Source organism: Salipiger sp. ABF4_146 (assembly GCF_056161345.1).
In genome coordinates this window covers 116,018-138,918 of the sequence record NZ_JBSWYX010000004.1, presented here as the reverse complement: position 1 = coordinate 138,918, position 22,901 = coordinate 116,018, and the positions used below count along the sequence as shown (strand labels likewise).

The 22,901-nt window shown below is 64.2% G+C and carries 14 protein-coding genes and 2 tRNA genes; 4 read left to right on the top strand and 12 right to left on the bottom strand.

The features are described from left to right. The first annotated feature begins 49 nt into the window (after positions 1–49). The gene (locus tag ACXAJT_RS07715) at positions 50–994 is read left to right on the top strand and encodes an MYG1 family protein (protein ID WP_475234350.1); all 945 of its coding nucleotides are present in this window, start codon (positions 50–52) and stop codon (positions 992–994) included. 30 nt (positions 995–1,024) lie between these two features. Here ACXAJT_RS07715 and ACXAJT_RS07710 read toward each other — a convergent pair whose 3' ends face one another. The 10 genes from ACXAJT_RS07710 to ACXAJT_RS07665 form a co-directional block, all read right to left on the bottom strand. Beyond that, positions 1,025–2,215 carry a polysaccharide biosynthesis/export family protein gene (locus tag ACXAJT_RS07710; RefSeq protein WP_475234349.1) on the bottom strand — a complete coding sequence of 397 codons (1,191 nt, stop codon included), beginning with the start codon at positions 2,213–2,215 and terminating at the stop codon, positions 1,025–1,027. Between the two features lie 12 nt (positions 2,216–2,227). Further along, on the bottom strand, positions 2,228–3,388 hold the full coding sequence (locus ACXAJT_RS07705) for a glycosyltransferase (RefSeq protein ID WP_475234348.1): 1,161 nt from the start codon (positions 3,386–3,388) through the stop codon (positions 2,228–2,230). After that, positions 3,385–4,509 (bottom strand): glycosyltransferase family 4 protein, encoded by a 1,125-nt coding sequence (locus ACXAJT_RS07700; protein ID WP_475234347.1) that lies wholly within the window; start codon positions 4,507–4,509, stop codon positions 3,385–3,387. Before ACXAJT_RS07700 ends, ACXAJT_RS07705 begins: the two co-directional genes overlap by 4 nt. 46 nt (positions 4,510–4,555) lie before the next feature. After that, positions 4,556–10,741 (bottom strand): malectin domain-containing carbohydrate-binding protein, encoded by a 6,186-nt coding sequence (locus ACXAJT_RS07695; protein WP_475234346.1) that lies wholly within the window; start codon positions 10,739–10,741, stop codon positions 4,556–4,558. A gap of 193 nt (positions 10,742–10,934) precedes the next feature. Next, the gene (locus ACXAJT_RS07690; protein WP_475234345.1) at positions 10,935–12,131 is read right to left on the bottom strand and encodes a sugar transferase; all 1,197 of its coding nucleotides are present in this window, start codon (positions 12,129–12,131) and stop codon (positions 10,935–10,937) included. Between the two features lie 361 nt (positions 12,132–12,492). After that, on the bottom strand, positions 12,493–13,755 hold the full coding sequence (locus tag ACXAJT_RS07685) for a hypothetical protein (RefSeq protein WP_475234344.1): 1,263 nt from the start codon (positions 13,753–13,755) through the stop codon (positions 12,493–12,495). A gap of 80 nt (positions 13,756–13,835) precedes the next feature. Continuing rightward, the gene (locus ACXAJT_RS07680; protein WP_475234343.1) at positions 13,836–14,825 is read right to left on the bottom strand and encodes a UDP-glucuronic acid decarboxylase family protein; all 990 of its coding nucleotides are present in this window, start codon (positions 14,823–14,825) and stop codon (positions 13,836–13,838) included. Between the two features lie 248 nt (positions 14,826–15,073). Then, positions 15,074–15,322: a hypothetical protein gene (locus ACXAJT_RS07675; protein WP_475234342.1), complete on the bottom strand. Its 249-nt coding sequence runs from the start codon at positions 15,320–15,322 to the stop codon at positions 15,074–15,076. A 274-nt stretch (positions 15,323–15,596) separates the two neighbouring features. Beyond that, the gene (locus ACXAJT_RS07670; protein ID WP_475234341.1) at positions 15,597–16,841 is read right to left on the bottom strand and encodes a glycosyltransferase; all 1,245 of its coding nucleotides are present in this window, start codon (positions 16,839–16,841) and stop codon (positions 15,597–15,599) included. A 63-nt stretch (positions 16,842–16,904) separates the two neighbouring features. Continuing rightward, entirely contained in the window at positions 16,905–18,074 is a 1,170-nt protein-coding gene (locus ACXAJT_RS07665; protein ID WP_475234340.1) for a GumC domain-containing protein, read from the bottom strand. Between the two features lie 748 nt (positions 18,075–18,822). On the opposite strand from ACXAJT_RS07665, the gene ACXAJT_RS07660 reads away from it, so the two are divergent. Beyond that, on the top strand, positions 18,823–20,307 hold the full coding sequence (locus ACXAJT_RS07660; protein WP_475234339.1) for an O-antigen ligase family protein: 1,485 nt from the start codon (positions 18,823–18,825) through the stop codon (positions 20,305–20,307). 101 nt (positions 20,308–20,408) lie between these two features. Here the strand turns inward: ACXAJT_RS07660 and ACXAJT_RS07655 are convergent. Next, a tRNA-Lys gene (locus ACXAJT_RS07655) sits at positions 20,409–20,484 on the bottom strand. A 22-nt stretch (positions 20,485–20,506) separates the two neighbouring features. Beyond that, a tRNA-Lys gene (locus ACXAJT_RS07650) sits at positions 20,507–20,582 on the bottom strand. 217 nt (positions 20,583–20,799) lie between these two features. Between ACXAJT_RS07650 and dapF the strand changes: the two genes are divergently transcribed. Next, positions 20,800–21,636, top strand: coding sequence for a diaminopimelate epimerase (gene dapF, locus ACXAJT_RS07645; RefSeq protein WP_475234338.1), 837 nt, complete (start codon positions 20,800–20,802; stop codon positions 21,634–21,636). Continuing rightward, positions 21,633–22,892: a tRNA (N(6)-L-threonylcarbamoyladenosine(37)-C(2))-methylthiotransferase MtaB gene (gene mtaB / locus ACXAJT_RS07640; protein WP_475234337.1), complete on the top strand. Its 1,260-nt coding sequence runs from the start codon at positions 21,633–21,635 to the stop codon at positions 22,890–22,892. The genes dapF and mtaB overlap by 4 nt, the downstream gene beginning before the upstream one ends. The last annotated feature ends 9 nt before the right edge of the window (positions 22,893–22,901 follow it).

Genomic DNA, 22,901 nt, shown 5'->3' with positions numbered 1-22,901 from the left:
CGCGCGCCACCCGCGTTATGGGGGCGGCGAGCGACCCAGAGGCCCGACAATGCAGATCACCCACCTTGTCACCCACTCCGGCGGTTTCCACGCCGACGAGCTGCTGTCTTCGGTCATTCTGACCCGGCTGCACCCGCAGGCCGAGATCGTCCGCACGCGCGATGCGGGCTGGATTACGCCGGGTGAGGGAAAGATCATCTACGACGTCGGACGCGACTATGATGCCGATCAGCGCATCTTCGACCACCACCAGAAGGACGCGCCGCTGCGCGAGGACGAGCAGCCCTACAGCTCGTTCGGCCTTATCTGGAAGCATTTTGGCGCCGACTATCTGCGCGCGCTGGATGTGCCCGAGGACCAGATCGACAGCATCCACGGCAGTTTCGACCGCGGCTTCGTGCTGCCCATCGACCTGATGGACAACGGTGCGCTCAGCCCCTCCGAGGCCGGGCCGATGCTGACCGGGCTGACACTGCCGGTGCTGCTCGAAAGCCTCAAGCCGGTGTTCGACGACACCGCACCCGAGGCCGATGACATCGCCTTTGCCGATGCGCTGCACATGGCCCGCGCCTTTGTCGAGGCGCAGATCCGCCGCAAGGCCGCCAAGCGCCGCGCCGAAGCGCAAGTGATGACCGCCATCGAGGCGGCGGGCGAAAGCCGGGTGCTGGAACTGCCGCAGGGCATGCCGTTCCGCTCGGCGGTGGACGCTGCCGGGGCGGATCATCTGCTCTTTGTTGTCACCCCGCGCGGCGAGGACTGGACGCTCGGCGGCATCCGCAAGCACTCCGAAGGCTTCGAGCAGCGCGCCGATCTGCCCGCCGCATGGGCCGGGCTGACCGATGCCGCGTTGGAAGAGGCCAGCGGCGTGCCGGGCGCGAAGTTCTGTCACAACGGGCGTTTCATCGCCGTGGCCAGCAGCCGCGAGGCGGTGCTGAAGATGGCAGACCTGGCGGTCGCCGAGGCCGAAGCCGAAGAGCAAACCGGCGCGGCCTGAGCCACGCCGGTTCCACCGTCATCGCGCGTTTCAGCCGTTGTTGAGCACCGGCTCGAAGCTGATCTGCAGCACGTCTTCGGGGTTGAGCGTGGCGGTGGGGCTGACGCGCTCGGCGGTGTCAGATCCGCCGCGGTAGACCTCGTAGACGGTCTCGACCGCCGTGCCGAGATCGGCCGCGGCCGCCGGGCTGGCGCGGCGCAGGTAATCCAGCGCCATCTCCAGATCGGTCTGCTCCAGCGCGACGCGCTGATCCGCCTCAAGCTTGTCCTGAAGCAGCTTCAGCCGATACTCGGTCTGCGCCTCCTGAATATCGCTCTCGGCATTGGCGCGGGTCTGCTTGGCGCGCGAGACGAAGGCGGCGATCTCCAGCAGGTCGGCGTTGTACTCGCTGAGATCGATCTTCAGCCCCAGCGTCTGTTCCTTGCGCGCCAGGCCACGTGACTCGAGCTCCTGCATGCCTTCCAGCTGTTCCTGCGTGGCCTCAAGACGGTCGAGGATCAACTCGCGGCGCTGGTCCAGCATTCCGGCCTCTTCATCGGCCAGCGAACTGCGCAGCGTGGCGCCTGACATCAGGTCTTCCATCAGCGAGCGCCGCAGGCCGACCAGATGCTCTTGATCCTCGTCGAGCGAACCGCCCTGCACCGCCGCCTCCGGCGCCGCCCCGTCGAGCCGCGCCAGTTCGCGGGCCAGCGCGTCGCGCTCGCTCTGAGCGAAATTGAGGCGGCTCTTGGCCTCGGCGACGGTGGCGCGCGCCCTGCGAATTTCGCGGTCGTCGTTCATTTCTTCCTGTATCCGCTCGAAGCCACCGGCCATCGCCACCGCCTTCATCACGGTCAGCCCAGGGCGATATTCATAGGCGCCCGGTGTATCGACGGCGCCCAACACAAAGACATCGCGGTATTCCTGCATGTCCACCAGCACCGACTCTCGGCTCTGGAAACGCTCGCGCGCCTCGGTTTCGATCCGCTCTTCGATCTCGCGCATGGTCAGCCCGGCAACGGTGACCGGGCCAAGAAGGTGCAGCGCGACATTGCCATCCGCGCGCACTTGAAAGGTGCCCGACATCTCGGGCTTGCCATAGACCGAGATCGTCAGACGATCGCCGATATCCACCTTGTAGTCCCCGGTCTCGGCGGCGGCGGGTCCACTGGCGAACATCGCGGCCGCAAGGATCAGGGCCGATGCCAGACCGGCGGTCAGGTGGCGAAGGAAAAATGCCATTATCGCTACTCCTCAGTTGGAACTGTCCAGACGGGGTTGGCCCGTCTGGCGGCCGGCTTTGCGGCGCGGCCGGTGTGTGGTGTCGTAAAGGGCGAAGATGCGCTCGCGCATGATCGCGGCGCTGAAACGTTCGGCGACGGTGCTGCGCGCTGCCTCACCAAAGGCTGCGGCGGCGGGACGATTGGTCAAAAGCTGCTCGACCGCGCTGGCCAGCGCCTCGGGGGCCCGAGGCGGGACGAGCCGGCCGGTGCTGCCATCGTGCAGAACGTCGGGGATACCGCCGACCGAGGTGGAGGCGATGGCGCATTGCATCGCCATCCCTTCCAGCAGCACCATCGGCAGCCCCTCCCATGCCGAAGAGATCACCAGCACGTCGAGCGCGGCCAGAAGCTCGCGCATCTGCGAGATCGCGCCGGTGAGGATCAGCCGCTCGGGGCCCAATCCAAGGCTCCGCGCCTGCGCCTCGATCTGAGCACCCAGCGGCCCCTCGCCAACGACGAGAAACACCGCCTCGGGCACCCGCTGCGCGAGGCTGGCGGCGCTGCGCAGAAAGTTCTCGTGATCCTTCTGCGCGGTCAGGCTGCCGACCACGGCGACCACGGGCGCGCCGGGGGCGACGCCCCATGGCGACAGGTCAAGCGGCTGCACGCGCGCGGGGTCGAAATGATCGAGGTCGATGCCGTTGGCGATGGTCTGGATGCCGTCGGCGCGAAAGCCTCCCGTACGGGCGACGTGCGCGGACACCCGTTCGGACACGCCGATGCAGGCGTCGGCCCCGGCGGTAGCCGCGCGATAGACAAGGCTCTTGGCCTTGTTCTCGCGCCATGGGTCTGTGTTGTGCAGGGTGATGATCCGGGGCACCCCCGACAGCCGCGCGGCCATCTGGCCGATCAGGTCGCTCTTGATGAGGTGGCTGTGGACGAGATCGGGCTGCCAGTCGCGGATCAGCTTCATGCACCGCGTCAACGCGCGCGGATCGCGCACGCCCTTCTGGCTGAGCCGGGTCATGGCAACGCCCCGCTCGGCCACCCGCGCCTCCAGCGGGCCGGGAGAGAAATAGGCCACATGCGCCTCGCCGCCGCGCGCCCGCACCGCATCCAGAAGCCCCAGCAGCAGCATCTCGGCGCCGCCGATCTTCAGGCTGTCGATCACATAGAGGATGCGCTTGCTCACCACGTCACCTCCAGTTCGGCCCGCGGGAACGAGGGCTCGCCCGGGAAGTGCGCGGCGATGCGCCGGGCCACGGCATCCCATGTAAACTGGGCCGCGCGCTCCTTTGCCGCCACGCCGAGGCGCTGGCAGCGCTCGGGGATGGCGAGGGTCTGGAACAGCGCCTCCGACAGCGCCGCGGCATCGCCGCTCGGCACCACGTGGCCGGTTTCGCCCTCGACCACGATCGAGCCGATGTCGCCGACGTCGGTGGACACCACCGGCAGGCCGAACTGCATGGCCTCGACGAACACCACGCCGAAGGGTTCGAGCCGCGACGGCATGCAAAAACACGAGGCATCGTGAAAATGCTCGGACACCTGTTCGAGCGGCAGCCGCCCCAGAACCTCGATGCCATCGCCGGCAACGTCGGGGCTGCAGCCGATGATGGTCAGCGTCGCGTCCGGCAAACGTTGACGCAGCAGTCTGAAGGCGTCGACCAGCTCCGGTCCGCCCTTGCGCTCCCAATCGACGCCGACGAAGAGAATGCGACGGCGGGCAAAGCGCTCGACCGTCAGTTCCACCGGACGTTTGGGCAGGACCGACGCGCCCGCCCCGATCGCCGTCGCGTGGTCGGGCGTGATGCCGTAGTGCTGGATCAGCAGGCGGCGGATTTTTGGCCCGAAGGTGAAAACCTGCTCGGCTTGCGTGTAGATCTGGCGCTCGCAGTCGAACCAGCCGCCGCTCGGGGCGCCGAACTGGCCCTGCAAAGCCGACATCCCCGCCCGCGCCACGTGATCGGTGTAGACAAAGTTCGGGATGCCCGGCAGCGCCGCGTTGAACAGCGACTGGGTCTGCAGGGTGAAATCGAACTCCATCGGGTGATAGCGGTCGCGGATCATGCCGCTGACCGCGCGATAGTAGGCCTGCGACCGCGCCAGCCGGTAGCGCAGCATGTCCTTCGAGCCCCAGCTCGACAGGCCGTATTCGCGCTGCACGCCCAGCAGGCAGCGCAGCTGGCCCAGCATGTCCTCCTTGAACTCCTTGCCCACATCAAAGACCTCGAACTCAATCTCCGGGCGGACCCGGCGCATCGCCTGTTCGAGCTGCGCGTTGATGTGCGAAAAGCTGCCACGAATGACCATCAACCCCCGCAACGCTCCGGGTCGGGCCGTGCTAAAATCCTTCATTTCAACCAATGACCTCATCCACATATACATATTCGAGATAATCAATTCTGAGCGGCTCATCGCCGTCCGAGACACCGGTCAACGTGATCACGTCGCCCGCCTGCAGCGCGACACCGGTGGTCATATGCTCGGCAAAGGAACTCTTGTTCACCGTCGCGTCACCGGCGTCGAGGTTCCAGACGAAGCTGTCGACCAGTACGCCGTTGACGAGAATATCGAGGCTCGACTGGCCGTCGGATTCATCGAAGTGGCCAAGCGCGAGATCATAGCTGCCGGTGGCATCGTCGAAGGTAAAGCTGGCGCTCTGCGTGCCAGAGTTCCCAGCCTGGAGCATCAGGTCGCCGGAGGCGTGGTTGTTGGCCTGAACAAAGAACCCCTGATCGAGCGAGAAGGTCTCGGCTTCGACCCGCACGGGATCGCTCGGCGGTGTGCTGCCGGAGCCGCCACCGGAAGAGCCACCGCCCGTAGATCCGCCATCGAGCGGCGTGAAGTCGATGTAGTCGATGCGCAGCGGCTCGCCGCCGTCCGACACGCCGGACAGTTCCAGCACGTCGCCGGACGTCAGCGCGACGCCCGAGATCGTGTGCTCGGCGAAAGACGATGAGTTGACCGTCGCATCCCCGGCATCCGCATCCCAGACGAAGCTGTCGATCACCGTGCCGTTGAGGATCACGTCGAGCGACGACTGACCGTCGGATTCATCGTAGTAGCCCAGCGTGATATCGAAGCTGCCCGTGCCTTGCGAGAAGGTGTAGCTTGCGATCTGCGTGCCGGGATCGCTGGCCTGGATCAGCATATCGCCCGAGGCATGGCCGTTGCTATTGGCCACGAACCCCTGCACCAGCGTAATGTCTTCGGCCTCGACGCGGAACGGATCGCCCGTGGGCGTGCCACCGCCCCCGGTATCTCCGCCGCCCGTGTCGCCACCGCCCGTGCCGCCACCGCCGGTATCGCCACCGCCGGTGTCACCGCCCTCGACCGGTGTGAAATCGGCATAGTCGATACGCAGCGGTTCGCCACCGTCCGAGACGCCGGACAGTTGCAGCACGTCGCCGGACGTCAGCGCGATGCCCGCAATCGTGTGCTCGGCGAAGGAGGAGGAATTCACCGTCGCATCCCCGGCGTCGGCATCCCAGACGAAACTGTCGATCACCGTGCCGTTGAGGATCACGTCGAGCGACGACTGACCGTCGGATTCATCGTAGTAGCCCAGCGTGATGTCGAAGGTCCCTGCGCTTTGCGAGTAGGTGTAACTGGCGATCTGGGTGCCGGGATCGGTGGCTTGGATCAGCACGTCGCCCGAGGCATGGCCGTTGCTCTGCGCGGCAAAGCCCTGCACGAGCGTCATGTCCTCGGCCTCGACACGGAAGGGATCACCCACGGGCGTGCCACCGCCCCCTCCGGTGCCGCCACCGGAGTCGCTGTTGGCGTCATAGGACAGATAGATCGCGTCCGTCGTCGGCCCGAGCGGCAGATCGTCATTGCCGGGGTCGATCACCGAGGCGACGATGCCAAGCGGCAGCTGGTCTTCGCCGCTGAAGTCATAACCATCGACCCCTGAAAGATCGAACAGCGACGAGATATCCTGCGCCCCGCCCGTGAGCGTGACATCCACCGTCTGCACCTCGACCGCATTGTTGGCCGGAAAGTCCGAGGCCGCCAGCGCCGCAAGCTGCGCATCGAGGATCGGCGCATAGGTCTGTTCAGAACTGGTGCCGGTGGTGAAGGCGTTGGTGGTGGGCTGGATCATCCCCTTCATCAGCACCACGCGCAGCACGCTGCCCGCCGCACCATTGACGATGACGCTGAAATCATCCGCCGAATAGGTACCGACGCCACCCTCGCCCAGCCCGTTGACCGACAGGCTGGCGGTGGTGCCCGGCGCGGCCTGCGACGACAGCCCTTTCGATCCAGCCTGCGTGTCGGTGCCATGAAGATAGCCGGTGCTGGTGGTGCCGTCGGCATAGGTGACGGTGAAGCTCGACCCGATGAGCTCTGCCCCGGACACCCCGCCCACGTCCCAGCTTGGGTCGGTGCCTTCGTCGAGCGTCGACTTCTTGGCCCCCGCCACTGAATTGGGATCCATGTCGACCGAGAAGGTCATGCTCTCGCCACTCTGGAACCCGCCGTTCGTCGACGGGTCGAAGGTCAGCACGATGCCTTCGTAACCGGCGGTGCCGCCCGCGCCGACGTAGGTCTCGTTGTTGGGGTCGTTCTCATCGTTGTTGGGCGACTCTACCCCTGTGCCACCCGAGGAGTTGATGGTCAGCGCCTTGGCGACCGTATCGCCGGCAACGCCGAAGGGATCGAACACCGCGTCGGTGAGGATCGCGTTGGTCACGTCGATCTCGACCTTGGTCACCACTTTGTCGCCGACGTTGGTCAGCACGAAAGATCCGCTGTCGTAGTTCGACCGCTGCACGTTGTTGACGTTCTCGGTGATGCCGAGCGTCACCGCACCGCCGCCGCTCGCGCCGCCGTCGTCGTCCGTGATCGTCACCATTGCTGTGTCCTCCCCGATGGTCGCATTGGCCCCGGCCACGGCGGTGATCACCACCTCAAAGGTTTCGGCGGCCTCCCCCAGCGCGTCATCGAGGATGTCGATGGTCACGCTGGCATCGGCCGAGCCACCCGCGATCTCGCGCGTGCCGGTGTAGATTCCGGTGCTCGCGTTGAACGTGGCATCCGCGACGCTGTAGTCGCTTGCCGCCGTGGCGGTGAGCGGGCGGACCTCGAACTGCACGAACACTTGGCTGCCCGTAGGCACGTAGTTGCTGGCCGAGATGGCCACGGTCACCGAGCCTTCATCCTCGGCCACGGTGGCATCCGCGACCGAGATCGCCGGGCCCGCTGCGGCGCCGTCGATGGCGATGATCTCGATGGCGTTGATCAACGGGTTCTCGACCACATGGGCAAAGTCGATGTCGGCGATGCCGTCGTCGATCATCCCGGTCCATTGCACCATGCCACCCACGGCGTTGCCGAAGGTCTCGACCAGATCGAAATCGTCAAGGAACAGCGCCCCTTCGATCGACACATCGAACACCCGGTCGCCCACCTGCGTGGTGCCGCCATAGCCATCGCCCATATAGAGCCGGATGGCATAGGTTCCCGGATCAACGGCGAATTCATACTGCATGCCCGCGCCGGTCGGCTGTGCCCAGCGTTCCTGCGCGTAGAGCCCGACGGGCGTGCCGCCGGGCACCGAGGCGTCGAGATCGCTGATGTTGAAAGACGAGACCGTGGTCGAGCCAGCCACCAACGCAGAGGTGTCATTGGTCCAGTCCATGCCGCCGTCGGTGGCGGCGACATCGGTGTTGCCACCCACCCAGCGGTGCACCACCTCTCCGTCCGAGGCGTTGGTCACCTCGATCCAGTCCCACGAGGCGGCGAAGCTGTCATCGCCCACGTCGGTCGAGGCCACCATGCCGACCACCGCGCCGGTGGTGCTGCCGATGTTGTCGTACGCGCCGACGACCGCCTCGCTCACCGCCGCGGGCAGTGCCAGAGCGGCAGTCGAGACCCAGCTGGTGTAGGCGCCGTCGTTGACGTAGCGCGCGCGCGCGCTGGCGGTGCCCGCGCTCATGTCGAGATCGATCGCCACTTGGAAGTTGGGATCGCCGACCCCGAGGATGTCCGGGTTCTCGATCCCGGCGATCTCGACGAAGCTGGTGAGGTAGCTGTCGTTCTCCTCGACCAGAAGCTGCACGCCGTATTTGATCGTGCCGCCGTCATTGATGACGGCGATGGTGGCCTCGGCGAAATTGTCCTGATCGCCCGGCCCGACCATCAGGCCGACCTTCTCGCCCCCGTCCCACGTCTTGGCCGGGGCATCGGTGTTGAGCGAGTAGGTGAAGATGTTGACCATCTCGGTGGTGATCGTCAGCTCGGTCGCCCCGGCGGACATGAAGCCGATGCCAAGCACGTCCTGCTGGCTGTCCGCCGTGCCTTCGGCGCTGCCGGCAAAGGCCTCGTCGATCGACACGAAGCTGGACGCGCCACCCACGTTGAACACGCCGCCATTGAACAGCCCCTGCGTCGGGTCTCCGCCGTTATCGAGCCCCGGCAGCACGTTATTGCGCCACACCGCGTTGATGCCGATACCGCCGGCGATGCTGTCACCGTCGGGCACTGCGCCCAGCGGCGTCGACGCGGGATTGTTGAGTTCGAAATCCCACCGCGCCGTGGCGTTCGGCCCCACCACGACCCCTTTGCCGTCGGTCGGATCGCCGACGTGACTGTCGAGGATGTTGTCAACGCCGTCGAGATCGAGGTCATCGCTGGGATCCAGCGGCTCGCCCCCGGGCACGAACATTACCACGTTGTTGGCGCCATAGACCGCGCTGACGACCAGACCGGCAAAATCGTCGATTCCGTCGCCGTCATTGTCGATGAAGGTGCCCAGCCCATCATCACCGAGCGTCGTCACCGCCAGCGGCGTGGAGCCAAAATCGCTGAGCGTGTAGACGATCGACGCGGAATCCACCCGGCCATCGCCATCGGTGTCTGCGGGCTGAACGAAGTAGAGCGTCTCGTCAAAGCTGGCACCAATGATCGTTCCGGCCAGTTGGCCGTCGAAGAACGTCGCGGTGTATTCGGCCATGCCGTTGGTCGACTCGGGCGTGACCAGAATCGAGCCGTCTTCATCCTCGTCCAGCAGTTCGGACTCGGGCGAATAGGCCGTGCCGTCCATCACCGAGGTGCCGTCGAAATGCGCCAGCACGTTGGCGATCGAACCGCCGGGGTGCGCCCAGTCGTAGCCCGACACCACGTCGAAGAAATCAGCCGGCAGCCCCGTGTCGCCGGTCACATCCACCCAGTTTCCGTCGCCCTGCTCTTCGTAGATGATCAGCAGTTGCGACAGGAAATCCCGCGCCTCAGCCTCATTGGCAAAGAGCACCTCGCCATAGGCGATGATCGGATCGCCCGAGCTTGAGCCGGCGTAGGTTCCATCGCTGTCGAAGGCGAGCGACAGGGCCTCTGCCGCGGCCCGTATAACGTTGGTGTGGCCGCCGTAGGGACCATATTCGTCGGTGATCTCGCCAAGGTAATGAAGCTGGTCGCCAAAACCGCTGGAGCCTGCTTCGTTGAACTCGTTGGTGGCGAACTCCGAGGTCCAGTCGTTCACGACCGAGCCGTCGGAATAGGACAGCGCCTGACCGCCCCAGCCGCCGTTCGGCCCGTTGTCCCAAGTGTAGACCTGGCCGTCTTCGGTCACCAGCACGTCGTAGGGGTTGCGGAAGCCCGGCGAATGCACCGCCATCGGGTTGTCGACCAGCTTCAGCTGGCCATCTTCGCTGACCAGAACATAGTCGCTGATCTTGGCCATGTTCAGGCCGTTGTTGCCCCCGGCCCAGTCGGGCTGCAGCACGCCGTCGATGCTGCCGTTGTCGTCGAGGGTGAAGTTGGGATCGAGCGCGAGGTTCTCGATGTCCAGCGTGCTCAGATCGACGTTGTCGCGCGACGGATCGTCGAGCGTGGGCAGATCGAGAATGAACAGATTGCCGTTGGCATCGGTGCGGATGTCATAGGATTCCAGCTCGGTGAGGTTGATCTTGATCACCGACGCCGAGAGGGCGAAGTCCACCGTGCCGGCAAAGTTGTTGCCCGGCGCGCCCTTGTTGGTGTTGCCGCCGACCGTCACCCACAGGTAGGTGTCGCCCGTCGCCGGGTCTGTGGATAGGTCGAGCCCGTTCACCGAGTGGTTTTCCTCGGACCGCGGCAGTCCGCGCACGATGGCCACGTTCGACAACACTTCGCCAGAGTCCGCATCCAGCACGATCCGATGGATCTGGCTGGAGTTGGTGTCGAGGCCGCTGTCATCCCCGACCGCGATCCGCCAGTCCGAGGAGGTGACGTAGAGCACGTCGTTTCCGTCCGCGTCGGTGGTCGCCAGCAGCCCGGTCATCTGCCGTTCGCTGGTCGAGTTGGTCGCACCGTCGTCGTTGAAGTTCTGCGTCTCGTCCGGGATCACATCGATCGCGATGGCCGAGGTCACCACAAAATCAGCGGTGCTGTCCGCATCCGATCCGTCGGCTTGGCGCTCGATCTCGTAGCGGTAGATCGTGCCATCCTGCTGCGCAACGAAGAGCACAGGGTTTCCGGTCTCGCTGAAACCCAGCGCAGTCGGGTTCTCATTAAGTTCGCCGCTGAGGTCGGCGACGCCAAATGTGATATCCTCGGGCATCTGTATGTCCTCTGAGGAGAGGGAAAAAAGGATTTGCTAAAAGTACTTTTTTGTTCGGTCTTGTCGGGTCAGCGGTGATTGAAATGAATCCCGCAGCTAGATCTTCGCTGGTCTCTTGGTCTTCGCGCACCGCTGGTCCGGTGCGGCCTTTAGAACGGGGCGAGCGCGCACCGGGCGCACTCGCCAAAACATTTCAGGTGCTGCGCGACAGGGCGCGGCGCAGCCGGGCCGAAAGGAACTCCGAGCGATGCGGAACCACGACGGCCTGAAACAGATATCGGCTCAGGATATGCGCGCTGAAATCGCTCTTGGCGCTATAGGCGACCTGAACCCGCCCGTTCGGCGCCGTGGCCTGAACGGAACTCAAGTCAACCGCGGCGCTTCGGGTCTGGCCATCGGGCAGGTTCATCACCAGCCGCCCGGTCACCGGCACGTTGAGCACATTGCCCTGCTCGAGGATCAGTTGTTCTTCGTCCACCCAGAACACTGCGCGCGCAGCGCCGTCATCAGACACGAAACGGATGTCATATTCCCGGGCGCGTACCGCCTCGACACGTTCGGCTTTGCCGCGGAACACCCGCGACAGGATCCGCGATCCGGTGCGCGCCAAGACGCAGACGCCGACGATGAACACGAGGGAAATCTCGCCAAGATAGGACACTTCGGTGCGGCACAGCTTGTTGTTCAGCCGCGAGCGGATCGCCTTTGAGGTGCCGTGGCTCATGAACGCCTGCGCAGGCCCGATCATGCCCGGCTTGACGCGGAAGCGGCGCTCGTAGTCCGGGATCTCCGAGGCGTATTGCGCAGCGATTTCGGGGCGGACCGGACGCGGGCCGCACATGTTCATGTCGCCCTTGATGACGTTGAGCAACTGCGGAATCTCGTCGAGCCGGGTTTCGCGCAGGAAGAGCCCCATCGGGGTTTCGAGCCCGGAGCCCTTGGGCAGAACCTTGTCCTTGGTCAGCTGCGCTGCCTTTGCACTGTCGAGGGTACGGAATTTCAGAACGTCGAACAGCTCGCCATTTTCGCCAATGCGCGGGCCGCGGTAGAAGATCGGTGCCCCCTGTGTGAGCGCCACAAGGCCGGTGATCACCAAAAAGAGCGGCAGCACCATCACAAACAGCGCCATCGAAATGGCGAAGTTGTAGGCGCGGTAGAACGTGCGCGACCGCGGCTGAAAGCCAACCGAGAAGCGCGGCCAGATCGCAGTGCGACCGGGCGCGGGAGAGAGCACGCCTGCCTCACCGGTGAGTTCAGCAGTGCGCGCCGCCGATGTCCCCTGATCGGCGCGGTATTGAGTGGATGTGAAGGCTTTGAGGCGGGCAGTGGTGTCGTCTAGAGGCTGGAAACTCTTCGGCTTTTCGATCTCACTATTGGTAGAAAAATCCATCATGAATATCCTCGGCAGACTTAAACGGCGAAAGGGCTAAGCCCCAGCCAAAAGTACGCATAATACGAGCCGTGCGAGCACACGGCGGTCAAAATATGAGCCGGCAAAGCGCCGGATGGTGGCCGAAAAATGGCCGGAACATGCTCCTGAAATACGGCGGAGCGACAAGAATTCAAACGTAATCAATGCTTATGATAGCTAAAAAATAGTAACTTTTCGGTCGGAGAGTGAAAAGCTGTTTTTTGAAACAGGGCATGCAAGTTCGTGAAAACTGCCATGGTTCGGCCCTCTGCGCGCCGCACTTGCCCGTGGGCTGTGCAGCCCGCCCGTGGGCTGTGCAGCCCGAAAGAGAACCTAGGCCTCACCCTCCATTTTCTGCGCTCGTGGGTTCCACCGTCCCCTCAGTGCAATCCTGATCTGTGCAGTTTTCTGCGCCAGCATCCGATTTTCCGGGATCTTTTGCAGGCTTTGGCTTACGGCCTCCGATCACCAGATCCGGCGAATCGATGATATAGCCGGTCCGGTCTCGAACCTCCTGAACAAGCCGGCGATCAACGGCATCAAGCTCCGGCTGGCGTGCCCCGGCACGCGACAGAACCCGCTCTTCGACCTTCGCGGAGGGGAGCACGGGCACGCCGCTGCCCTGGAAGACCGGGCCGTCCGACAATGTTACCACCGCATCCTCACGCAAGGTGCCCACGTTGTCCTGCAGATAGAAGGGCGCGCCCGTCAACTCGCCATCCTGAAGGTGCAGCGGCGGGCGGTCGACGCTGTTGGGACCGGGCACGTAGACGTTGCCAAGAATATGGATTTCCGAGCTGGTGCCCTGAAACCCGCTCGGCCCCCAATTGTAGACAAGGTTGTTCACCCATTCGATGCTGCGGCTCTGGTCCTTGATGTTGGGGTTCCGGTGCCGATTGTGCGCCAAGAGGTTGCCCACCATGGTGATCCGCCGCGCCGCGCCGCCGCCGATCAGCAGACCCATGCTGTGCCGGCCCTTGGGGTGGATCGAATGGTCCAGAGCCTCGGCTATGATGTTGTTCGAGATGGTGACATCCGACACGTTGCCCCAGACCGCCAGCCCCTCGTCCACCGACCAGCTGATCGAATTGCCGTCGATCAGCACGTTGCGGATCAGCTTCTTGCCGTTGCCGATGGAAATGCCGTCCCGGTTCTCGCCGCCGTCGCCGGGCCCGTCACCGGGGCGCACGCGCAGCCCGCGCAAAACCACGTTGCTGCCCACCACCCGCAGGCGGCCTCCGGTCAATGTCACCGGCGCGGGTGCGGTGCTGGCATCCACGGTGATGTCCGGGCCGATCTCGATCTGATGCGTCAGCGGAATCGTCCCGCCCACGTCGAACCGGACAAGCCGCGGCCCGTCCGCAGCCTCCACAGCTGCACGCAGACTGCCGGGCCCGTCGTCGGCGAGCGTGGTCACGGCAACGCTGCGCCCCCCTGCCCCGCCGCTGGCTTCAGCGCCGAAGCCGACCGCCTCCGACGCCGCAACTGGCGGCGATGTCTGTGACACCGCCTCATCAACCATCAAGAACCAGCCGGCGATGAGGCCGCCGGAGATCAACCCTGCCAGCCTCAGAAGGCCGGCCACGCGCACCGAGGGTGCCATAGTACGTATCCTAACAAGGGGGATGACCCGGGCACCACAGCGTCCGGGTCCTGCCTTTCGACTGTTCGGGCGCAGTCACCTCACGAGGTGGTCTGCATCTGCCGCGCGGGCTTGTTCAGCAGGTCCTCGAAATAGGCGATCGTCTTGGCGATCCCTTCCGACAGTTCGACGCCGGGGGTCCAGCCAAGGTGCTCTTGCGCGAGGCTGATATCAGGCCGGCGCTGCACCGGATCGTCGCTGGGCAACTCGCGCGACACCAGCTGCGAGCGCGAGCCTGTCTGCGCCACGATCATCTCGGCCAGCTGCTTCACGGTGCATTCTTGCGGGTTGCCCAGATTGACCGGCCCGGTGAACCCATCCGGGGTTCCCATCATGCGGATCATCCCGTCGATCAGTTCGTCCATATAGCAGAACGAGCGAGTCTGGCTGCCGTCGCCGTAGATGGTGATGTCTTCGTCGTAAAGCGCCTGACGGATGAAGTTCGACACCACGCGGCCATCCTGCGGGTGCATGCGCGGCCCGTAGGTATTGAAGATGCGGACCACCTTGATCGGCAGACCGTGCTGGCGGTGATAATCGAAGAACAGCGTCTCGGCGCAGCGCTTGCCCTCGTCGTAGCACGAGCGCACGCCGATCGGATTCACGTTGCCCCAGTAACCTTCGGCCTGCGGCGAGACCAGCGCATCGCCATAGACCTCGGAGGTGGACGCCTGCAGGATCGGACATTTCAGCCGCCTCGCCAGACCCAGCATGTTGATCGCGCCATGCACCGAGGTCTTGGTCGTCTGCACGGGGTCATGCTGATAGTGGATCGGCGACGCCGGGCAGGCGAGATTGTAGATCTCGTCCACTTCGACATAGAGCGGGATGGTGACGTCATGGCGCAGAAACTCAAAGCGCGGATTGCCGAGCAGATGCTCGATATTGCGCTTGGTGCCGGTGAACAGGTTGTCGACGCAAAGCACCTCGGCACCCGCCTCCAGAAGACGGTCGCACAGGTGAGAGCCAAGGAATCCCGCGCCCCCGGTGACGAGGATGCGTTTGCGGCTGTTGTAATTGCGCTTCAACATGATGCTTCCTTTTCAAAATAAAAATCAATCAGTTATAAATACGAGGCGTCGGATTTCGGTTCGCCGGTCGGACAGACGGCGCGCGGAAACAGCGCAATGAGTGAGGCCAATTTGGCCTTCACCGGAAAGTATTGGGTCGACACGGCAGCATCTCCTACTGCGTTGCCGGATTGGCCAGCCGTCGCGAAGGCGGCAGAGGTACACCTAGGATCGGAGCGCCAGCCCACAGGTTGAACCGGGTGTTGTGATCAAAGCATGATCGACAGAATGAACCCGGCCAGAGCGCCAAAAAATGCAATGCCAATCCAGGCCATAGCCCCAAGGCTGAACCCGACGAAGAATGTAATAAGCCAAGCGTAAAAAATTGCGGTCAGTGCACAGGACGTCGTCAATATCGCCAGCCGGACATAGCTGCGGTCGCGCCGCGGCGTTTCTTCAGCCTGCCTGTCCATGGGCGCATGCCGCGATCTGTCGGCAGAGCCGGGATCGCGCCTCAAGCGTAGCCTCCTTTCCGATATGTTCAGCGGCATCTGCCATTCCCGAGCGAGCGGACGAAATCCGTTGGCAAACATGCCGGAAGTGGCGTGATGACTGACACAGAGTCCCCCTGAAGCTTTGGGACGAAAATCTACAAATTCGGGCTCGCGACGAAAACAGGATGAGCCCACGGTTCTCAACTATTCTTAGACGATACGCAGCGCCCCAAAGGGGCGTCAAGGTTTTATGGCCGCGCCGCCGCCGTGCGCCAACCCCACGTGGCGCGAGCGCCCCTCACTGTGGCAATCGCCGCATCTGAAGCGGCGGCACAGGCACGTCTGCGCGCGGGTGATGCCAGTCGCGGCGCCGCCCGGTCTCGGCGTAGATCGCCAGCAGCCGCTCAACCCATGTGACCGTCCCGTAGCGCCCCAGCGCCCGCTCACGCACAGCCTCGGCGGTCGCTCTACGCAGGTCGGGCGCCGCGATCATTTCGAGCATCCCACGCGCCAGCGCCTCGGGATCGCGCGGCCGCACGAGGATGGACCCGGTGCCTTCCAGCACCAGCGCGTTCTCTCCCACATCAGTCACCACCGGCGGCAACCCGTTGGCCATCGCTTCGAGCAAGGACACAGGCGCCCCTTCCCAATGCGAGGAACTGACGAAGATGTCGCTCGCGGCCAGCACCTCGGGAATGTCGCTGCGCATGCCGAGGAACCTCAGCGCATCGGTCAGGCCAAGCTGATCGGCCTGCGCCAACAGAGCCGCGTGGCGCTGCGTATCGCGCGCATCCCCGACCAAGAGCAGCACGGTGTTCGGCGCGGTCTCACGCACCGACGCAAAGGCATCGAGCAGCAACTCATGCGCCTTTTGTCCGATGAGCGCGCCGACACAGACCAACGCGATCTGATCTTCGGCCAGTCCAAGCTCGCGGCGCAAGCGCGTCCGCGCGCCAAAAGGCGCAACCACGCTGTCGGCAACGGCATTGGGCACAACCCGGCAGCCCGAGCGGCCAATCTCCTTCCCCGCGGCCTGCGCCACCGCCTCGCCGACGGCAATTTTGTTCACCCCCGGCAAGCGCATCGCCGCCCCCTGCAGCAAACGCCGCCCGGCACGGATGCGGCGAACCGAGGGTTTGACGTTGTGGATTGTCGTCACAAAGGGAATCCCCAGCAGCCTCGAGGCGTAGGCACCCAGCGTGCTGGAGGACGCAAGATGCGCGTGCAGATACTCGATTCGGTGTTCGCGCAGCGCAGCTACCAGTCGCCGGAAGCGTCCAAGGTCCGCAAGGTTGCGCCCGGGCAGCATCACCACATCGGTACCGAGCGCGCGCAGTTTTTCGTAGAACGGGGTCCGCAGATCGCTCAGCACGAACACCGTCAGCGCCACGTCCCTGCGGGTGCGGATGGTTTCGGCAAAGGTGAGCACGAGGCGTTCCGCTCCGCCAGTGACAAGTGTATCGATCAGGTACCCCAGACGCAGCGGCTCCGGGCCTTCAAGGGCCAGAGCCGGCGTGGGAAGGTCAATCTTCGCAGCCTTCATGGTTTTTGTCCGTCCGTAAGTGAACTCGGAGGCGCGCGGCGGCAAGGGCCGCGCGCGACGGGATCAACGCGCCAGATGCGCCGGTCGATCGTCACCACGGGGCGACTGCTTCATCACGGTGACGCTGTGCACCTGATGCTCTTCTTCGTCGCGTCTTTGTTTCGGACGCGCGCCCAGCAGCATCGCGATCATATAGGCAGCAAAGCCAGCAATCGCGGCAACCACGATGGCAATCGCGAACTGCGTGCGCCGCGACATGTTCACCGGGTTGATCGGCGGCGTGCCCTCTTCGATCACCCGCACGTTGTCGAAGCCCGAGACCTCGACGGCGCGGGCATCGCGCAAGCGCAGGTCGAGTTCGGCAATCCGATCCAGCTGAGCAGACTGCCGCGTCTGCAGCAGCCGCGCCCGCGGCAGCACCTGCGACAGATCCGACACCTGCGTCTGCGTTCCGGTCAGTTCGCCCTCAAGGTACGCGATGCGGCTTTCGGCCTCCTGCACTTGCGTCTGCGCCTCGACCGCCTCGGCCTCGAAGCCCAGCCGGTTCTCGAAGGACGTTTGCCGCTGGCGCAATGTGATCAGTTCGAGCCGCGCCTCGCGCAGTTCGGTCTTGAGCTGCACCTCATCATTGATCGCATTCTCATACTGCACTTCCAGACCGCTTGCATCGGGACCACCCAGAAGCGCGGTCAGCTCGCCGTCGATTTCCTCAGCCTCCTGTTGCGCTTTCTCGAGACGTGCGGTGATGGTGACCAGTTCGCGCTCGGTGTACATCTCGCGGCGATGGTCGAAGAAGGCGTCGATAAGCGCGTTGACCAGTTCCGCAGCGATCACGGGATCGGTGTGAAAGACCGACACTTTCACCACATAGGATCCGGTGATCAGCTCGATCATCATACTTTCGTCCAGCATGATCGTCGCACCGACGAGACCCGCCTCCGTGTTCGGCATCTCGGGATAAACCCGATCAAGCCCCACCGTTTCGATCGCCTCACGCACCAGCTTGGGGTTGTCCAGCAGCAGCATCTCGGCGTTCACGAACCCTTGGAAATCACCGGCGTTGGGCGCCTTGATGTCCGTAAGACTGGGGTCGGGAACATAGACATACTCGCGTCCCAACGCGAAGGAGACCAGAGATCGCGCTTCGAACACAGGCTGGGACTGTTTGATGGCATAAAGGAGTGGCGTGAGAACTGCGCCGAATACGACAAGTGCAAGAATGATGCGTTTCATGGTCAAAACCAATCCATGGACACCGCAAGGCGTCGGTATAAAAAGAAATTGAAATAGTGCGAAATCACTTAGTCTGATGAGGAACTTTAGCATCGCCCCTCGCTTGCGGCAACAATTCCGCGCCGCACCGCGGAAAAACAAGGGTGCCAAAGCACGCGCCCGCCCTTAACGCGGGAAACTTGTGCACCGCGCCTAGCAAGACGCTTTAGTCCTTTGCCGCGCGCGCTTCAGACCGTAGACTGAAATCGATTCTTAACATTTGGCCGCTGGTCGCTTGCGCGATGCATTTTTCAGGCCGCACTTATTCATTTCCGCTCCTCATGGTTTCGAGGATATTCATGCCACGTGTTCCCAACCGGCCAGGCGACGTCGACGTTCCCGTTCTTGCCCTGCCCTTCACTCTTTTCCGCAAACCGTCTGAACGTTGTGCCGGTGAACTTCATCGTGTGCCAAATCGATGTGCCTGCACTCAGGCCGAAGACAACTTTGGGTCCCCTGCGGCGGGCTTCGAGGTTTCGGCGCAGCGCGGCCCTCACTTGCCCGGAGGCGTCGAGGCTTCTTCGAGTCCTGCACATGTTGGTAACTGCCACGTGCAGCCCGGCGCAGAAGGTCGATCCCGGGCGGTGGCCCGGTTCATCCCCTACGCTCTGCTTGCCCAGGTTTCAGCCAGCAGATGCCCAAACCGGGTCCGGCACGAAGGACCCAGCCCTGCCCTTGGGGGCGGCGCAGTGACGAGCGGAGCAAAGCCATGACCGACACGATGCTGCCGCCGCCGCGCAAAGGCTTTGACTGGCGCGGCACCTTTGCCGTCCTCGGGGCCGGGGTCATGGCGCTCGGCCTATCCTACGTGCTGGCCAGCCGGTCGATGACGCTGCTGATGATCGCGCCCATTGCGCTGCTGATCTTCGCCGTCGGCATCCGCTATCCGATGATGGCGTTGGCCGGGCTGATCGCGATGATCATATCCAACCTTTCGGACAACTTGATCGAGTTCCACGGCCTGCCCTCGCTGGCCAAGATCACCGCCCCGGGTCTCTTTGTCCTGCTCGCGGCGCGCTACGCGATCTACAGGGACAAACCCTATGTGCCGCAGGTCGCAATCATCTTTCTGGCCATCATGTTCGCCTTCAAGCTGCTGAGCGCGACATACGCCCTGCGCTGGGGCACAAGCGTCGATCTGTCGCTGGACTTCATCAAGGAGGCCGTGGTGGCCATCCTCGCGCTGGCATTCATGAACCACAAGCGTGGCTTTGAGACAGTGGCGCTCTCGGCGACCATACCCATTGGGATCATCTGCATGCTGGGCCTCTATCAGCTCGTGGCCGGTCACTCTCCCACGGGTTTCTCCGGGTTCTCACGATTTACCGAGGGCTCAGGCCGATTCTCGGGAATGCTGCTCGATGCAAATTTCTTTGCGGCGATCGTCGTCTTCACCGTGCCGCTCGGCCTCTTCCAGCTTCTCAACGCGCGCAACCCGCTGACGATGCTGCTCTGGGCCCTTGTGGTCGCGGCGATGATCGCCGGATTGCTCGCCACGCAGTCGCGCGGGTCGATGATCGGTCTCTTGCCGGGGCTGATCGTGCTGGCCACCAGCTTTACACGCCGACAATTGCTCGCCGCCTGCCTCATCCTCGCGGGCGTTGTGGTTCTCGCCGGGGCGATTGCCAGCGACGAATTGATCGAGCGGTTCTCCAGTATCGTCAGCACCGCCACGGCGGGCGAGGCGCAGGACACCAGCACCGAAGGCCGGCTGGCAAGTTGGACCGTGGCCTACAACGTCTTTAACGAGAACCCTTGGTTTGGCGTCGGCGTGGGAAATTTCGAGGTTCACTACCAAAACGACGCGCTGGAATCGGGGCTGATTTTCCGCGGAGAGGGCCGCGCGACTCACAGTCTCTATCTGGAGTTTCTCACCGAGCAGGGCCTCGTCGGGCTCATGGCCTTCCTCGCATTTGCCACCTATGGCGCGATCAACTTCTTCCGCAGTGCCGCGCTGGCCCGCTTGTGCGGTGACGAATTGATGTCGCGCCGCCTGATCGCCTACTGCGGAGCCTTCGTCGGTTATCTCGCCGCGATGACCTTCCTGCAGGATTCGATCCCGCGCTTCTTGTGGTACGTCGTCGCCCTAGGCGTCGAATCATACATGATCACCCGCTGCATCTACGCGGATCACCCAGCCATGCGCGCCCGCATGCGGCCCGCTGGCCGACCGCAGCCCGTGCCGCTGCGCTGAGCTGAGCTGCCGGACAGTAGATCGTAGACCACAAAAGCAATGCGCCGGCCCGTTTGGGGGGCCGGCGCATTTTGCATCCGATGTCTCGGAAAGAGTTCCAGTGGTGAGCCGTGCAGGGTTCGAACCTGCGACCCACTGATTAAAAGTCAGTTGCTCTACCAACTGAGCTAACGGCCCACTCTGCAGGAATTTTGACACATGGTGAGCCGTGCAGGATTCGAACCTGCGACCCACTGATTAAAAGTCAGTTGCTCTACCAACTGAGCTAACGGCCCACTATGTGTGGGGCGGCTTCTAGAAAGTGTGGCCGGGAGGGTCAAGCGGTAAAATGAAAAATCTGCCCAACTTGCGCCGCCCGTTTTCGCGGCTGCCCGCGCGCCGGGCGCGTGCGGGCCGGTATGCCCGCTTTCCGACCCGCCCTGTGCGCAAGGCTGCGTCCCGCCTTGCAACACAGGCTGGAAACGTTTGGTCAACGCGCGTATATGCGCGCGGATGAAACACGCGCGCACATATCACCTGCCCTTCATGAAGATGCACGGGCTTGGCAACGACTTCGTCGTGCTCGACGGTCGGGCGCGCGATGTCGCGATGACCCCTGCCCTCGCCGTGGCCATCGCCGACCGTCACCGCGGCGTTGGCTTCGACCAGCTGGCGCTGATTTCCAAGGCCGAAGACGGCGATGCGCATCTGACCTTCTACAACGCCGACGGCTCCACCGCCGGCGCCTGCGGCAACGCCACGCGCTGCATCGCACGGCTGCTGATCGACGAGACCGGCAAGGACGCCCTGACGCTCACCACCGAGCGCGGCGTGCTGCTGGCGCGCGATGCCGGAAATGGCCTCACCTCGGTGAACATGGGCCAGCCGCAGCTGCGCTGGCATGAGGTGCCGCTGGCGCGCGAGATGGATACGCTGAAGCTGCCGATCGACGGCACCCCCACCGCCACCGGCATGGGCAATCCGCATTGCACCTTCTTCGTCGAGGACGCCGAGGCAGTGGACCTCGACACCTTCGGCCCCGCGCATGAGCATCATCCGCTCTATCCGCAACGCACCAACGTCCAGGTCGCCAGCCTCATCGGCCCCGACCATCTGCGCATGCGAGTCTGGGAGCGTGGGGTGGGCCTGACTCTGGCCTCGGGCTCGTCGTCCTGCGCCACCGCCGTCGCCGCCGCGCGCCGCGGCCTGACCGGGCGCCACGTGACCATCGAGCTTGACGGCGGCACGCTGCAGATCGACTGGCGCGAGGATGGCGTCTGGATGACCGGCGGCACCGCGCATGTCTTTGACGGCAATTTCACTCACGATTGGCTGGAGGCGGTGTCATGACGGACGCGCCCAAGTTCACCACACTCGGCTGCCGCCTCAATGCCTATGAGACCGAGGCGATGAAGGATCTGGCCAGCCAAGCGGGCATGGAAAACGCGGTGATCGTGAACACCTGCGCCGTGACCTCCGAAGCCGTGCGCAAGGCCCGGCAGGAGATCCGCCGGCTGCGCCGCGAGAACCCAGACGCCAAGGTCATTGTCACCGGCTGCGCCGCGCAGATCGACCCCGACAGCTTTGCTGCCATGGGCGAGGTCGACGCGGTGGTCGGCAACACCGAGAAGATGGCACCCGAGACTTGGTCGCGCCTCTCCGGCGGCTTCATCGGCGAGACCGAACGCGTGATGGTCAACGACATCATGTCGGTGACCGAGACCGCCGGCCACCTGATCGATGGCTTTGGCACCCGGTCGCGCGCCTACGTGCAGGTTCAGAACGGCTGCGATCATCGCTGCACTTTCTGCATCATCCCCTATGGCCGCGGCAATTCGCGCTCGGTCCCCGCCGGCGTGGTCGTCGACCAGATCAAGCGGCTGGTCCAGCAGGGCTACAACGAGGTGGTGCTGACGGGGGTAGACCTGACGTCTTGGGGCGCCGATCTGCCGGGCACTCCGCGGCTTGGCGATCTGGTAATGCGCATCCTCAAGCTGGTGCCGGACCTGCCGCGCCTGCGCATTTCGTCGATCGATTCCATCGAGGCCGACGACAACCTGATGCAAGCCATCGCCACCGAGCCGCGCCTGATGCCGCACCTGCACCTGTCGCTGCAGCATGGCGACGATCTGATCCTCAAGCGCATGAAGCGCCGCCACCTGCGCGACGATGCCATCCGTTTCTGCGAGGAGGCGCGGCGCCTGCGCCCCGAGATGACCTTCGGCGCCGACATCATCGCCGGTTTCCCGACCGAGACCGAAGAGCATTTCACCAACTCGCTGAAGCTGGTCGAGGAGTGCGACCTGACGTGGCTGCACGTCTTCCCCTACTCCTCGCGTCCCGGCACCCCTGCCGCGCGCATCCCGAGCAAGGTGAACGGCAATGACATCAAGTCGCGCGCCGCGCGCCTGCGCGCCGCCGGCGAGGCCGCGGTCGAGCGCCACCTTGCCGCCCAGCCGGGCCGCACGCATCACATCCTGATGGAAAGCCCCGAGATGGGCCGCACCGAGCAGTTCACCGAGGTGCATTTCGACGCCCCGCAGACCGAAGGCGCCATCGTCACCGCGACGATCACCGGCATCCGCGGCACCCAGCTGACGGTCTAAGGGCTGCAA